This window comes from Duganella rhizosphaerae, from assembly GCF_040364205.1.
In the GTDB taxonomy this organism is placed as follows: Bacteria; Pseudomonadota; Gammaproteobacteria; order Burkholderiales; family Burkholderiaceae_D; genus Rugamonas; species Rugamonas rhizosphaerae.
This window is the reverse complement of sequence record NZ_BPWK01000014.1, coordinates 78,649-91,621: the sequence shown is the minus strand read 5'-3', so window position 1 is coordinate 91,621 and position 12,973 is coordinate 78,649. Positions and strand designations below refer to the sequence as shown.

The window sequence follows — 12,973 nt, the reverse complement described above, 5'->3', positions numbered from 1 at the left end:
TGTTCGATAATCGCACATCTCAAAATAACGCTTTCAATAACAACAGGAGACTGGAATGAAGAACGCAATCCGATGCGCTGCGGCGCTGCTGGCAGGGGTCAGCGCAACCGGCGCCATGGCGCAAAGCAGTGTCACGGTGTACGGCCTTGTCGATACAGGCCTGGTTTATACGAACAACGCCAATGCGGCCGGCGCCAGCATCACCAAGATGCCGTCGTTGACGGGTTCATTCCCGTCGCGCCTGGGCTTCCGCGGCAGCGAGGACCTGGGCGATGGCTTGCAGGCGGTGTTCACGCTGGAGATGGGCCTGTCGATGGATACCGGCACCATGGGCCAGGGTAATCGCCTGTTCGGCCGCCAGGCGTCGGTGGGATTGAAGGGCGCGTTTGGTACGGTGACGCTGGGCCGCCAGATCAACATGACCTATATCGCCTCGATGAAGGGCGATGTGCTGGGACCTAACCTGTTCGCGATCGGCAGTATCGACGCCTATCTGCCGAACGCGCGCAGCGACAACGCCATCGGCTATCTGGGCAACTTCAACAACTTCGTGGTCGGCGCCACCTACAGCACCGGCCGCGATGCGTCGGCTGCGGGCGGTCCCGCCGCCACCGGCTGCCCTGGTGAAGTGGCCGGCAATTCCAAGGCCTGCCGCCAGATCACCGGCATGGTGGGCTACGAGACTCCGGAATATGGCCTGAACACTTCCTACGACATCATGTACGGAAACGTCGGCGCGGCCGGTGGCCTGACCAGCAGCGACAACAGCGACAAGCGCATCACCGTCAACGGCTATGCCAAGGTGGGCGCGGCCAAGATCGGCGGCGGCATCGTCGACCGCACCACGCGCGCGGTCACCGGCGTGACCGAATCGGATCTGTACTTCCTGGGTGTGAGCTATCCGGTTACGCCGCTGTCCACGCTGGATGTGCAGGTGGCGCGCCGCGATACCAAGAACAGCAGCTCGGACGTCAACATGGTGGTGGCCCGCTTGACTTACTACCTGTCGAAGCGCACCGCCGTGTATGGAGCGCTGGGCCGTATGCAGAACTCCGGCGTATCGGCAGTGGCGCTGGACGCCGGTGGCACCGTCGGCGTCGGCCTGACGCAGAATGGCGTCATGGCCGGCCTGCGCCACAGCTTCTAAGGTAGAAGTATGGAGAGTTCCTGGGCGCCGCGCAGCAGCACGGGCAGGAACTCTTTTTCCAACTGCTTGACGCTGACGCGCGAGGCTTGTGCGCCCACGTTCAGCGCCGCCAGCACGGTGCCCGATGCGCCGCGCACCGGCACCGCGATCGAGCGCAATCCCAGTTCCAGTTCCTCGTCGTTGACGGCGTAGCCTGCCTGGCGCACGCCGGCCAGGATCTCGCGCAGGCGCTTCTGGTTGACCACCGTGTTCTCGGTCATCGGCCGCAGCGCGGTGCGGGCCAGGTACTGGTCCAGCTCCGCCAGCGGCAGGTGCGCCAGCATCACGCGACCCAGCGAGGTGCAGTAGGCGGGCAGGCGGCTACCGGTGTTCAGCGCCACCGACATCACGCGCGAGGTGGCGGCCCGCGCCACGTAGAGCACTTCGTCATCGTCCAGCACCGCCAGCGAGCTCGATTCGTTCAGCGCGCGGCTGATGTTGTTCAGGTAGGGCTGGGCCGATACCGTCAGTGGCGTCGACGACAGGTAGGAATAACCCAGCGTCAGCACCTTGGGGCGCAGCGAAAAATTGTTCAGCTCCGCGTCCACATACCCCAGCTCGCGCAGCGTATGCAGGCAGCGCCGCACGGCGGCGCGCGGAATGCCGGTCTTCTGGCTGATGTTGGCGATGGTCTGCGGCTTGCGCGAATCGCTGAAGGCGCGCACCACGGCCAGGCCGCGTGCCAGCGAGGTCATGAAACTGGGATCGGTCAGGGCGTCGATCTGTTCGGAGATGCTCGGTTCGTGCTCCGGCTCAGTCTCGGCGACGCTGGTTTTGGGTTTGGTGGTCTTGGACATGGCGTGATTTTAATGCAGCCGGCGCGTTCGATAGGGGTTTTTTTTGTTGACCGTGGCGAGCTTACGTTGATACACTGAGTGTGCGGTAATCAATCATTAGTTCGATAATCGCACAATGAACCGAAAAGGCAGGCATATGATCGACAAAACATTTGCATCACTGGAGCGCGCCGTGGCTGACATCCACGACGGCGCGACGGTCATGATCGGCGGCTTCGGCAACGCCGGCATGCCGTCCGCGCTGATCGACGCGCTGATCGCGCAGGGCGCGCGCGACCTCACCATCGTCAACAACAACGCCGGCAACGGCGAAACGGGACTGGCCGCGCTGCTCAAGGCCAAGCGGGTGCGCAAGATCATCTGCTCCTTCCCACGCCAGGCCGACTCCCATCATTTCGACGCGCTGTACCGCGCCGGCGAGATCGAGCTGGAACTGACCCCGCAAGGCAATCTGGCGGAACGCATCCGCGCCGCCGGCGCCGGCATCGGCGGCTTTTTCTCGCCGACCGGCTACGGCACGCTGCTGGCCGAGGGCAAGGAGACGCGCCTGATCGACGGCCGCCACTATGTGCTGGAATCGCCGATCCATGCCGACTTCGCGCTGATCAAGGCGCTGCGCGGCGACCGCTGGGGCAATCTGGTGTACCGCAAGACGGCGCGCAATTTCGGCCCCATCATGGCGATGGCGGCCAAGACCACCATCGCCCAGGTGCAGCAGGTGGTTGCGCTGGGCGAGCTCGATCCCGAGGCGATCATCACTCCCGGCATCTTTGTCCAGCGCGTAGTGAAGGAGGCGGCATGACGAATAAATACACCCGCGACCAGATGGCGGCCCGCGTGGCGCAGGATATTCCCGAAGGCGCCTATGTCAACCTGGGCATCGGCCTGCCGACCAAGGTTGCCGATCACTTGCCAGCCGAGCGCGAAGTGTTCCTGCACAGCGAGAACGGCCTGCTGGGCATGGGGCCGGCGCCGGCTCCGGGCGAGGAAGACGAAGACCTGATCAACGCCGGCAAGCAGCCGGTCACACTGCTGACGGGCGGCGCCTACTTCCATCACGGCGATTCCTTCGCCATGATGCGCGGCGGCCACCTGGACGTATGCGTGCTGGGCGCCTTCCAGGTGGCGGCCAACGGCGACCTGGCCAACTGGCACACCGGTGCGCCGGATGCGATACCGGCCGTCGGCGGCGCCATGGACCTGGCGATCGGCGCCAAGCAGGTGTTCGTCATGATGGAGCACCAGACCAAGACTGGTGAAAGCAAAATCGTCAGCCAGTGCAGCTATCCACTGACGGGCGTGGCCTGCGTCAACCGCATCTACACCGACCTGGCCGTGCTGGACGTGACGCCGGCCGGCCTGGCGGTGCGCGAAATGGCGCCTGGATTGACTTTTGAAGAGCTGCAAGCCGCGACCGGCGCGCCTTTGCTGCCGCTGAAATAGGAGAGGACGAGATGAACGAAGCATATATCTGCGATGCGGTGCGCACCCCGATCGGCCGTTACGGCGGAGCGTTGAAGGACGTGCGCGCCGACGACCTGGGCGCCATGCCGCTGCGTGAACTGATGCGCCGCAATCCCGACGTGCAATGGGACCAGGTCGATGACGTGATCTACGGCTGCGCCAACCAGGCCGGCGAGGACAATCGCAACGTGGCGCGCATGTCGGCGCTGCTGGCCGGCCTGCCGCAGGAGGTGCCGGGTTCCACCGTCAACCGCCTGTGCGGTTCCGGCATGGACGCCATCGGTACGGCGGCCCGCGCGATCCAGGCGGGCGACGCCTGCCTGATGATCGCCGGCGGCGTGGAATCGATGACGCGCGCGCCTTTCGTCATGGGCAAGCCCGACGCGGCGTTTTCGCGCAGCGCGTCGTTGCAGGACACTACCATGGGCTGGCGCTTCATCAACAAGGCGCTGAAGGAAGCCTACGGCGTGGAGACCATGCCGGAGACGGCGGAAAACGTCGCCCAGGATTATGGCGTCAGCCGCGCCGACCAGGATGCGTTTGCGCTGGCCAGCCAGAGCAAGACCGCCATCGCCATCGCCGAAGGTATTTTCGCGCGCGAGATCGTGCCGGTTTCGGTGTTGCAGAAGAAAGGGGATCCTCTGCTGTTCACGCAGGACGAGCACCCGCGCGCCACCACCATCGAGGCGCTGGCCAAGCTGAAAGGCGTGGTGCGTCCCGAGGGCAGCGTCACCGCCGGTAATGCTTCCGGCATCAACGACGGCGCCTGTGCGCTGTTGATCGCCAGCGGCGACGCCGCCAAGCGGCACGGCCTGAAGCCGTTGGCGCGCATCGTCGGCATGGCGACGGCGGGCGTGGCGCCGCGCGTGATGGGCATAGGCCCGGTGCCAGCGGTGCAAAAACTGCTGCGCCAGACCGGCCTGACGCTGGAGCAGATGGACGTCATCGAGCTGAATGAAGCCTTCGCCGCACAGGGACTGGCCGTGTTGCGCCAACTCGGCTTGCGGGACGACGACGCACGCATCAACCCCAACGGCGGCGCCATCGCGCTGGGCCATCCGCTGGGCATGAGTGGTGCGCGCCTGGTGACCACCGCGACCTACCAGCTGCATCGCAGCGGCGGCCGCTATGCGCTATGCACCATGTGCATAGGCGTAGGGCAGGGCATTGCGATGATTATCGAAAGAGTGTGATTCAATGTAGTTTGCAGAGTAGTAGTGGAGACAAAAATGTATAAAACAATTCAAACGAGGAGGCGGATATGCTAGCCAATTTCGCCGGTGTGCTGTTCGACGGCATTGCTTACGGCAGCCTGCTGTTCCTCATCAGTGTCGGCTTGTCGGTCACGATGGGCATGATGAACTTCATTAACCTGGCCCACGGCGCTTTTGCCATGTTGGGCGGCTATGTCAGCGTGACGGTGCTGTCGCGGCTGGGCGTGCCGTTCCTGGCCTCGCTTCCTCTGGCCTTCCTGGCTTCCGCCGCGGCCGGGCTGGTGCTTGAGCGGGTGTTGTACCGCCGCCTGTACCGGGCCAGCCATCTGGACCAGGTGCTGTTCTCGATCGGCCTGACCTTCATGTCGGTGGCCGGCGCGACCTGGCTGTTCGGCCCGTCGCAGCAGCCGGTCACGCTGCCGGACTGGCTGCGCGGGCAGGTATCGCTGCTCGGTTTGGAAGTCGGCGCGTATCGTTTGTTCCTGATTGGTGTGGTGGTGCTGGTCACGCTGGCACTTGGACTGCTGATCGAACGCACCCGCTTCGGCGCGCAGATCCGGGCATCGGTGGACAATCAAACCGCGTCCGCCGGCTTGGGCATCAATGTCGGCCTGGTGTTCAGCCTGACCTTCGCGCTGGGTTCCGGCCTGGCCGGCTTGGGCGGAGGCCTGGGCATCGATGTGCTGGGACTGGACCCGACCTTCCCGATCAAGTACATGGTCTACTTCCTGCTGGTGGTTGCCGTGGGCGGCGCCGGCACCATCAAGGGGCCGCTGCTGGCGGCGCTGATCCTGGGTGTGTTCGACGTCGCAGGAAAATACTACGTGCCGCAGATTGGCGCCTTCGTCATCTATGGCTTGATGGTGGTGTTGCTGATCCTGTTCCCGGCAGGCCTGATCAGGAGGAAAGCATGAACGCCTTCGCCGATGCTGAAGTCAAACCGGCGCCTGTCGCCGTCAACAAGGTGCAGAGCATGAGCCTACTCCGTTTGCCCGACGACCGCTGGTCGCCGCTGGAAATCGCCTTCTGGCTGCTGCCGGTGGCCGCGTATTTCGCCTTCCCCGGATATCTGGTGCTGATCAGCCAGATCATGATCGTCGGCCTGTTCGCGCTGTCGCTGGATTTGATGTTGGGCTATGCCGGCATCGTCTCGCTGGGCCACGCCGCCTTCTTCGGCCTGGGCGCCTACACGGCCGGGCTGCTGTCGGTGCACGGCTGGAGCGAGCCGTTTAGCGGCTTGCTGGCCGGCGCCGTGGTGGCCGGTTTGTTCGGCTTTGTCATGTCCTTCCTGGTGGTGCGTGGCCAGGACCTGACGCGCCTGATGGTCACGCTGGGCATAGGCCTGATGCTGTTCGAAGCGGCCAACAAGGCCTCCTTCCTCACCGGTGGCGTGGATGGTTTGTCCGGCATGATGGTCGGTAAACTGTTCGGCGCTTTCGAATTCGATTTGAACGGTAACGTGGCTTACTGCTACAGCTTCGCCGTGCTGTTCATCGTGTTCGTGGTGCTGCGCCGGGTGGTGAAGTCGCCGTTCGGTTTGAGCCTGGTCGGTATCCGCGAGGGCGCGCGCCGCATGCCGGCGCTGGGCGTGGACGTCAACCGCCGTCTGGTGGCCGTGTTCACGCTGGCCGCCACGGTGGCAGGCCTGGCCGGCGCGCTGCTGGCGCAGACCACGCAGTTCGTCGGACTCGATTCGCTAGGCTTTCCGCGTTCGGCCGAGCTGTTGATCATGCTTGTGCTGGGCGGGACGGGCCGATTGTACGGCGCGCTGGTCGGCGCCGCCGTGTTCATGCTGGCGCAGGACTACATCGCGGGCCTTAATCCGGCGTACTGGCAGTTTTATATCGGCCTGCTGCTGATGGTGATCGTGCTGTTCGCGCGCGGCGGCATTCTGGGTGGGCTGGAAAAGATGGCATCGCGTTTCAAACGGAAGGAGCAGGCATGAGCCAGGACATCACACTGCGCACGGAAGGCTTGACCAAGCGCTGGGGGCCGTTCGTCGCCAACAGCGATGTCAGCCTGACCTTCGAGCCGGGCGCGCGCCACGCGCTGATCGGCCCCAATGGCGCCGGCAAGACCACTTTCATCAACCTGCTGACGGGCGGTTTCATGCCCAGCAGCGGCAAGGTCTACCTGGGTGGCGAGGATATCACGCACCTGCCGCAGCACCAGCGGGTACGGCGCGGCATGACGCGCACCTTCCAGCTCAACACCCTGTTCGCCGGCATGACGGTGCTGGAATCGGTGGCGCTGGCGATCTGCGAGCGGCGCGGCCTGCAATCGGTCTGGTACAAAACGGTGGCCAAGCACGCCGACGTGATCGACGAGGCGATGGCCTTGCTGGCCACGCTCAAGCTCACCGACCAGGCCAACAGCGTCACGCGCAGCATGGCTTACGGTAAGCAGCGGCTGGTGGAAATCGCCTTGGCGCTGGCCACCAAGCCACGCATCCTGCTGCTGGACGAACCGGCCGCCGGCATTCCGCAAGCCGAGAGCAAGGAGCTGTTCGAAGTGCTGGCGCAGCTGCCGCGCGACGTGACGGTGCTGTTCATCGAACACGATATGGGGCTGGTGTTCCGCTTCGCCGACCGCATCACGGTGCTGGTGGGAGGCAAAGTGCTGACCGAAGGGACGCCGGCGGAGATCGCGGCCGACCCGCGCGTCAAGGAAGTCTATCTTGGGGAGGCCGAACATGGCTGAATTACTGGCGCTCGATAAAGTCACCGCCGGCTATGGCGAGTCTATCGTGCTGGAGGATGTGTCGTTCACGCTGAACGAGGGCGACAGCCTGGCGCTGTTGGGCCGTAACGGCGTCGGCAAAACCAGCCTGCTGGTGACGCTGATGGGATTGACGCGGCTGCACGGCGGCGGCATCCGCTGGGCCGGCAGCGACATCGCGCGCATGCCCACGCACCGGCGCTCGCGCGCGGGCCTGGGCTGGGTGCCGCAGGAACGGCATATGTTCCCGTCGCTGACGGTGGAGGAGCATCTGACGGTGGTGGCGCGGCCCGGCCGCTGGACCCTGGAAAAGATCTACGAGATTTTCCCGCGCCTGGCCGAGCGTCGCGCCAACATGGGCAACCAGTTGTCCGGAGGCGAGCAGCAGATGGTGGCGATCGCCCGCGCGCTGATGACCAACCCGCGCATCCTGCTGCTGGACGAGCCGATGGAGGGCCTGGCCCCGATCATCGTGCAGGAGCTGGTGCGGGTGATACGGCGGCTGGTGCAGGAGGAGGGCATGTCGGTGATCGTGGTGGAGCAGCATGCGCGGCTGGCGTTGTCGCTGACCCAGCGGGCGATTGTGCTGGACCGTGGCCGCATCGTCCACGACTCGGACAGCGCCAGTCTGCTGGCCGACGGCGGCAAGCTGGATCGCCTGGTGGCCGTGGCCTGAGGACTATTTAGGCTTGTAGATGCCAGCGCCGACGGTGTATTTGTCCTCGGCCTGGCGGATATACGAGGTCTTGTCTTCAAGCGCCTTGGTGACGGGGTTGACCCAGACGTAATCGACCCAGCCGGGTTTCTTCGACTGGGCCACGTCCCGCATGTCCTGCACGAACTTCTTGCCGTTGGCGTCCTTCAGCTGCGACATGTCCTTGCCGTTCATCTTGGGTGTGGCGGCGTGGCAGACCATCATCATCTGCGCGTCCTGGACGAACACGTACAGGTCGCCCTGCATAAAACCGCCCTTGGGATCGGCGAAGTCCTTGCATGCCTGTTCTATCCCTTTTTTCTGGATGTTCGCCACAGCCTTGTCCACGAGAGCGATGGCGTCGGCCTTGGTGGCGGTTTGCGCGAGGGCGGGCAGGGCGGGAGCCAGCAGCATGGCGGTCAGGCCGGCGATAGCGTAGCGTTTCATGGTGTCTCCTGTTGTGGCGATGGCGGCATCTGGCGTGCCGCCTTCAGCTTACTACTTTTTGTCGTAGATGCCGACGCTGATCATGTATTTTTCGTCCACCTTGCGCACAAAGGCGGACTTCGGCTCTAGCGCCTTGGACGCCGGGTTAGGCCAGACATAGTCCACCCAGCCGGGCTTTCCGGACAGAGCGACCTTCTTCATCTCCTGGGTGAAGTATTTGCCGTTGGAGTCTTTCAGCTCGGTCATGTCCTTGCCGTTCATTTTCGGCAGCAGCGGATGGCAGACCATCTTGCATTGCATGTCCTGGACCACGACATACACCTCGCCCTGGATATAGCCTTGCTTGGGGTCGGCGAATTCCTTGCAGGCCTCTTCGACGCCTTTTTTCTGGATGTTGGCCGCCGCCTTGTCCGCGAGCTCGATGGCTGCGGTCCTGGCGGCGTTTTGCGCGAAGGCGGGCAGGGTGGGGACAAGCAGCATGGCGGTCAAGCCTGCGAGGGCGTAGCGTTTCATAAAGTCTCCTGTTGTAGTCATAGGCTCACCCGGATGCCGGGTGGCAGTCCATGATACCTCAGGATTGTGCGATTAAAATACTATTGTGCGGTCATCGCACAATATGTTTCAGCGTTCCTCGCGCATGGTGGGCACGGCGCTGCTCAGCGGCGCGCGGCTTTGTGCGTTGTTTTCCTGTACCAGCTTGGTCAGCAGCTCCATGAATTTCAGCTGTTCGGGGCCGCTGAGTGGGGCCAGCAGACGGCGTCGCAAGCGCTGCGAGCCCGGGATCAGATCCGCCAGCAGCTGTTCGCCTGCCGCAGTGATGGTCAGGGCGCGCTGGCGGCGGTTGGTGGGAATCACGGTGCGGTTCAGCAGTCCCTTTTCTTCCAGCCGCGCGCATACGGTGGCGCCGGTGGACGTGTCGATGCCGCTGATGGCCGACAGCGATACCTGGTCGATGCCGGCATGGCTTTCCAGGTTGCGCAGCATCGCGTACTGCACCGGGGTCAGTTCGTCGCCCATTTCGTCGTAAAAAATCGACACCGAGATTTGCTGCGCGCGGCGCAGCAAGTGACCTGGGTGTTCGTACAGGTTGGTCAACTGACTCTCTGTTTGTGGCATGGCGTGCTCTCTGCTTGCGCGGTGTGGTGCGGCATAAAAAAAGAATTCGTCCGGCGGTTTACTTCACCGGTTTACGGTCTATACTTTACAACATTCAGTGCACTGAATATAAACTGAAAATCGAACAAGGAGACGAGATGTGCCCAAAAAATACCTGGTACGTGGCCTGCACGCCCGATGAAATCGATGGCAAGCCGCTGGGACGGCAGATCTGCGGCGAGAAGATCGTGTTCTATCGCGGCGCGGAGGGCAAGGTGGCTGCAGTGGAGGACTTCTGCCCGCACCGTGGCGCGCCGCTGTCGCTGGGTTTCGTCCGCGACGGCCAGCTGGTGTGCGGTTATCACGGCCTGGAGATGGGCTGCGACGGTAAGGTGATCAGCATGCCCGGCCAGCGCGTGCGCGGCTTCCCATGCATCCGCAGCTACCCGGTGGAGGAGCGCTACGGCTTCATCTGGGTCTGGACGGGCGAACGCGAACTGGCCGATCCGGCGCTGATCCATCATCTGGAATGGGCCGACAATCCTGCCTGGGCCTACGGCGGCGGTCTGTATCACATCAACTGCGAATACCGCCTGATGATCGACAACCTGATGGACCTGACGCACGAAACCTATCTGCATGCGTCGAGCATCGGCCAGAAGGAGATCGATGAAGCGCCGGTCAGCACGCGGGTCGAAGGCGAAGAGGTGATCACCAGCCGCTACATGGAGAACATCATGGCGCCGCCGTTCTGGCGCGCGGCCTTGCGCGGCAACGGCCTGGCCGACGACGTGCCGGTGGACCGCTGGCAGATCTGCCGCTTCACGGCACCCAGCCATGTGATGATCGAGGTCGGCGTGGCCCATGCGGGCAAGGGTGGCTACGACGCCGCGCCGGAGCACAAGGCATCCAGCATCGTGGTCGATTTCATTACGCCGGAAAGCGAAACTTCGCATTGGTACTTCTGGGGCATGGCGCGCAACTTCAAGCCGGACGACGAGGAATTGACCGCCACCATACGCACCGGCCAGGGCAAGATCTTCGGTGAGGACCGCGAGATGCTGGAGCTACAGCAGGCCAACATCCTGCGCCATCCCGAACGCAAGCTGCTGATGCTGAATATCGACGCCGGTGGCGTGCAGTCGCGCCGCGTGCTGGATCAGTGGCTGGAGAAGGAGCAGGGCGCATGAACACCGAATTGCTGCAAGTGCGTGTGGAACGCCGCCATGTGGAGGCGGAAGATATCTGCACCTATGAACTGGTCAACGCGGACGGCGCACCGCTACCGCCCTTCACGGCGGGGGCGCATATCGATGTCCACCTTGGCGCTGGCCTGGTGCGGCAGTACTCGCTCTGCAATCCGCCACAGGAACGACACCGCTACCTGATTGGCGTGCTGCGCGACCCATCGTCTCGTGGCGGCTCTAAAGCCATGCACGAAGAGGTGCAGGCCGGCGCCACGCTGACCATCAGCGCGCCGAAGAACCACTTTCCACTTGCCGACGCCGAACGCAGCCTGCTGCTGGCGGGCGGCATCGGCGTCACGCCCATCCTGGCGATGGCGGAAGCCTTGTCGGCGCGGGGCGCGGCGTTCGAGATGCACTACTGCGCGCGCTCACCCGAACGTACCGCGTTCCGCCAGCGCCTAGCCGCCGCGCTGTTCGCGCCCCAGGTGCACTTCCACTACGACAGCGGCGACGCCGCGCAGAAGCTGGACCTGCCGGATCTGCTGGCGGGGCTGGATCGCCGGACGCACATCTACCTTTGTGGGCCGGCCGGATTCATCGACCATGTCAAGGCCACGGCCAAGGCGCATGACTGGCCGCAGGACCAGATGCACCTCGAATACTTCGGCGCCAGCGCTGTGCCGGCGGCGGGAGGCGATCTGCCGTTCGAGGTGAAGCTGGCTTCCAGCGGCAAGGTGTACGCCATCCCCGCCGACAGCACCGTGCTGCGCGTGCTGACCGATGCCGGCGTGTTCATTCCCGCTTCCTGCGAGCAGGGCGTGTGCGGCACCTGCCTGACGCGCGTGCTGGACGGCGTGCCGGACCACCGCGACCTGTATCTGGACGAATCGGAACAAGCCGCCAATGACCAATTCACCCCTTGTTGTTCACGTTCCAAAACCGGCACGCTGCTGCTGGACCTATAAAAAAGGAGACACAATGCCAGGCCATATCAATCACCAACGCCGCCAGCTGTTGCTGGGCGCCGCCGCCTTGTCGGCCGGAGTTTTGCCCGCCGTCGCCAACGCGGCCGCCGAGCCGCTGAAAGTCGGCCTGATCGTGCCGATGTCCGGTCCGTTCGCTTCCACCGGCCGCCAGATCGAGGCGGCGGTCAAGCTGTACATGCGGCAGAACGGCGCCAGCGCCGCCGGCCGCCAGATCGAGATCATCCTCAAGGACGACGGCGGCCTGTCTCCGGACGTGACCAAGCGGCTGGCGCAGGAAATGGTCTCGCGCGACAAGGTGCAGGTGCTGGCTGGTTTCGGCCTGACGCCGCTGGCCTTCGCCGCCGCGCCGGTCGCCACCCAGGCCAAGGTGCCGATGATCGTGATGGCGGCCGCCGCGTCGGCGGTGCCGCAACGTTCTCCGTACATCGTGCGCACCGGCTTCACGCTGGCGCAGGTGACGGCGCCGATGGCGCAATGGGCGGTCAAAAACAAGATTAAAAATGCGGTGACCTTGGTCAGCGACTATGGACCGGGGCTGGATGCGGAGAAGGTATTCGTCAAGGGCTTGCTTGAAGGCGGCGGAAAGGTGCTCGACAGCTTGCGTGCGCCGCTACGTAATCCGGACTATGCGCCGTTCCTGGCGCGGGTGCGGGATTTGAAGCCGGATGCGTTGTTTGTGTTCGTGCCATCGGGTGAGGGTGCAGCGGTGCTGAAGCAGTTCACGGAACGCGGTCTGGCCGCCGCCGGCATACGGCTGATCTGCACCGGCGATGTGCTGGACGACGACCTGATGGCCAGCATCGGCCCTGCCGCGGCAGGTGTGGTCAGCAGCCATCATTATTCGGCGGCCCATCCGTCGGCGGAGAACAAGGCATATGTGGAGGCCTTCGGCAAGGCCAACCCGGGCATGCGGCCGAACTTCCATTCGGTCGGCGCGTATGACGGCATGCATCTGCTGTATCAGGCGCTCAAGCAGACCAACGGCGACAGCGACGGCGACAAGCTGCTGGCGGCGATGAAGGGCATGGCGTGGACCAGCGTGCGCGGCCCGGTCAGCATCGATGCCGCCAGTCGCGACATCGTGCAGACCGTGTACATCCGCAAGGCCGAAGCCAGCGCCGGCTCCTTCTACAACATCGAGTTCGACCAGTCCGACAAGGTGCGCGATCCGGGCGTGTAGCCCCG

Annotated in this window: 15 protein-coding genes; 11 read left to right on the top strand and 4 right to left on the bottom strand. The window is 64.1% G+C overall.

The window, feature by feature from the left end:
- Positions 1-55 precede the first annotated feature (55 nt).
- Positions 56-1,147, top strand: a complete 1,092-nt coding sequence (locus tag RUGAMON1_RS25000) for a porin (RefSeq protein ID WP_445233062.1) — start codon at positions 56-58, stop codon at positions 1,145-1,147.
- On the opposite strand, the gene RUGAMON1_RS24995 is transcribed toward RUGAMON1_RS25000, so the two are convergent.
- Complete coding sequence (locus RUGAMON1_RS24995) at positions 1,144-1,983, bottom strand: IclR family transcriptional regulator domain-containing protein (RefSeq protein ID WP_445233061.1); 840 nt, start codon at positions 1,981-1,983, stop codon at positions 1,144-1,146. The two genes, RUGAMON1_RS25000 and RUGAMON1_RS24995, sit on opposite strands and share 4 nt — an antisense overlap.
- A 136-nt stretch (positions 1,984-2,119) precedes the next feature.
- On the opposite strand from RUGAMON1_RS24995, the gene RUGAMON1_RS24990 reads away from it, so the two are divergent.
- The 7 genes from RUGAMON1_RS24990 (at position 2,120) to RUGAMON1_RS24960 (ending at position 8,055) form a co-directional block, all read left to right on the top strand.
- Positions 2,120-2,785, top strand: coding sequence for a 3-oxoacid CoA-transferase subunit A (locus RUGAMON1_RS24990; RefSeq protein ID WP_445233060.1), 666 nt, complete (start codon positions 2,120-2,122; stop codon positions 2,783-2,785).
- Positions 2,782-3,426: a CoA transferase subunit B gene (locus RUGAMON1_RS24985; RefSeq protein ID WP_445233059.1), complete on the top strand. Its 645-nt coding sequence runs from the start codon at positions 2,782-2,784 to the stop codon at positions 3,424-3,426. Before RUGAMON1_RS24990 ends, RUGAMON1_RS24985 begins: the two co-directional genes overlap by 4 nt.
- Positions 3,427-3,437: 11 nt before the next feature.
- Complete coding sequence (gene pcaF / locus RUGAMON1_RS24980; protein ID WP_445233058.1) at positions 3,438-4,640, top strand: 3-oxoadipyl-CoA thiolase; 1,203 nt, start codon at positions 3,438-3,440, stop codon at positions 4,638-4,640.
- A 68-nt stretch (positions 4,641-4,708) separates the two neighbouring features.
- Complete coding sequence (locus RUGAMON1_RS24975) at positions 4,709-5,575, top strand: branched-chain amino acid ABC transporter permease (protein WP_116988981.1); 867 nt, start codon at positions 4,709-4,711, stop codon at positions 5,573-5,575.
- Positions 5,576-5,634: 59 nt separating this feature from the next.
- Entirely contained in the window at positions 5,635-6,606 is a 972-nt protein-coding gene (locus tag RUGAMON1_RS24970) for a branched-chain amino acid ABC transporter permease (protein WP_445233154.1), read from the top strand.
- A complete protein-coding gene (locus RUGAMON1_RS24965; RefSeq protein ID WP_445233057.1) occupies positions 6,603-7,361 on the top strand; it encodes an ABC transporter ATP-binding protein in 759 nt (252 codons plus the stop codon). Before RUGAMON1_RS24970 ends, RUGAMON1_RS24965 begins: the two co-directional genes overlap by 4 nt.
- Entirely contained in the window at positions 7,354-8,055 is a 702-nt protein-coding gene (locus RUGAMON1_RS24960) for an ABC transporter ATP-binding protein (protein ID WP_445233056.1), read from the top strand. The genes RUGAMON1_RS24965 and RUGAMON1_RS24960 overlap by 8 nt, the downstream gene beginning before the upstream one ends.
- 3 nt (positions 8,056-8,058) lie before the next feature.
- Here RUGAMON1_RS24960 and RUGAMON1_RS24955 read toward each other — a convergent pair whose 3' ends face one another.
- The 3 genes from RUGAMON1_RS24955 to RUGAMON1_RS24945 all read right to left on the bottom strand — a co-directional run bounded on the left by RUGAMON1_RS24955 (position 8,059) and on the right by RUGAMON1_RS24945 (position 9,636).
- On the bottom strand, positions 8,059-8,520 hold the full coding sequence (locus RUGAMON1_RS24955) for a cache domain-containing protein (RefSeq protein WP_445233055.1): 462 nt from the start codon (positions 8,518-8,520) through the stop codon (positions 8,059-8,061).
- 51 nt (positions 8,521-8,571) lie between these two features.
- Positions 8,572-9,033 (bottom strand): cache domain-containing protein, encoded by a 462-nt coding sequence (locus tag RUGAMON1_RS24950; protein WP_445233054.1) that lies wholly within the window; start codon positions 9,031-9,033, stop codon positions 8,572-8,574.
- 108 nt (positions 9,034-9,141) lie between these two features.
- The gene (locus RUGAMON1_RS24945; protein ID WP_445233053.1) at positions 9,142-9,636 is read right to left on the bottom strand and encodes a MarR family winged helix-turn-helix transcriptional regulator; all 495 of its coding nucleotides are present in this window, start codon (positions 9,634-9,636) and stop codon (positions 9,142-9,144) included.
- A gap of 137 nt (positions 9,637-9,773) precedes the next feature.
- Between RUGAMON1_RS24945 and RUGAMON1_RS24940 the strand changes: the two genes are divergently transcribed.
- The 3 genes from RUGAMON1_RS24940 to RUGAMON1_RS24930 are packed head-to-tail and all read left to right on the top strand — an operon-like array spanning position 9,774 to position 12,968.
- Positions 9,774-10,805 carry an aromatic ring-hydroxylating dioxygenase subunit alpha gene (locus RUGAMON1_RS24940; RefSeq protein WP_445233052.1) on the top strand — a complete coding sequence of 344 codons (1,032 nt, stop codon included), beginning with the start codon at positions 9,774-9,776 and terminating at the stop codon, positions 10,803-10,805.
- On the top strand, positions 10,802-11,767 hold the full coding sequence (locus RUGAMON1_RS24935) for a PDR/VanB family oxidoreductase (RefSeq protein ID WP_445233051.1): 966 nt from the start codon (positions 10,802-10,804) through the stop codon (positions 11,765-11,767). The genes RUGAMON1_RS24940 and RUGAMON1_RS24935 overlap by 4 nt, the downstream gene beginning before the upstream one ends.
- Before the next feature lie 13 nt (positions 11,768-11,780).
- Entirely contained in the window at positions 11,781-12,968 is a 1,188-nt protein-coding gene (locus RUGAMON1_RS24930) for an ABC transporter substrate-binding protein (protein ID WP_445233050.1), read from the top strand.
- Positions 12,969-12,973 lie beyond the last annotated feature (5 nt).

Bases quoted from the DNA above. Each gene is read 5' to 3' on its own strand.
- RUGAMON1_RS24945 (WP_445233053.1), bottom strand. From the start codon at position 9,636: ATGCCACAAACAGAGAGTCAGTTGACCAACCTGTACGAACACCCAGGT.
- RUGAMON1_RS25000 (WP_445233062.1), top strand. From the start codon at position 56: ATGAAGAACGCAATCCGATGCGCTGCGGCGCTGCTGGCAGGGGTCAGC.
- RUGAMON1_RS24995 (WP_445233061.1), bottom strand. From the start codon at position 1,983: ATGTCCAAGACCACCAAACCCAAAACCAGCGTCGCCGAGACTGAGCCG.
- RUGAMON1_RS24970 (WP_445233154.1), top strand. From the start codon at position 5,635: ATGAGCCTACTCCGTTTGCCCGACGACCGCTGGTCGCCGCTGGAAATC.
- pcaF (WP_445233058.1), top strand. From the start codon at position 3,438: ATGAACGAAGCATATATCTGCGATGCGGTGCGCACCCCGATCGGCCGT.
- RUGAMON1_RS24985 (WP_445233059.1), top strand. From the start codon at position 2,782: ATGACGAATAAATACACCCGCGACCAGATGGCGGCCCGCGTGGCGCAG.
- RUGAMON1_RS24990 (WP_445233060.1), top strand. From the start codon at position 2,120: ATGATCGACAAAACATTTGCATCACTGGAGCGCGCCGTGGCTGACATC.
- RUGAMON1_RS24960 (WP_445233056.1), top strand. From the start codon at position 7,354: ATGGCTGAATTACTGGCGCTCGATAAAGTCACCGCCGGCTATGGCGAG.
- RUGAMON1_RS24950 (WP_445233054.1), bottom strand. From the start codon at position 9,033: ATGAAACGCTACGCCCTCGCAGGCTTGACCGCCATGCTGCTTGTCCCC.
- RUGAMON1_RS24930 (WP_445233050.1), top strand. From the start codon at position 11,781: ATGCCAGGCCATATCAATCACCAACGCCGCCAGCTGTTGCTGGGCGCC.
- RUGAMON1_RS24940 (WP_445233052.1), top strand. From the start codon at position 9,774: ATGTGCCCAAAAAATACCTGGTACGTGGCCTGCACGCCCGATGAAATC.
- RUGAMON1_RS24935 (WP_445233051.1), top strand. From the start codon at position 10,802: ATGAACACCGAATTGCTGCAAGTGCGTGTGGAACGCCGCCATGTGGAG.
- RUGAMON1_RS24965 (WP_445233057.1), top strand. From the start codon at position 6,603: ATGAGCCAGGACATCACACTGCGCACGGAAGGCTTGACCAAGCGCTGG.
- RUGAMON1_RS24955 (WP_445233055.1), bottom strand. From the start codon at position 8,520: ATGAAACGCTACGCTATCGCCGGCCTGACCGCCATGCTGCTGGCTCCC.
- RUGAMON1_RS24975 (WP_116988981.1), top strand. From the start codon at position 4,709: ATGCTAGCCAATTTCGCCGGTGTGCTGTTCGACGGCATTGCTTACGGC.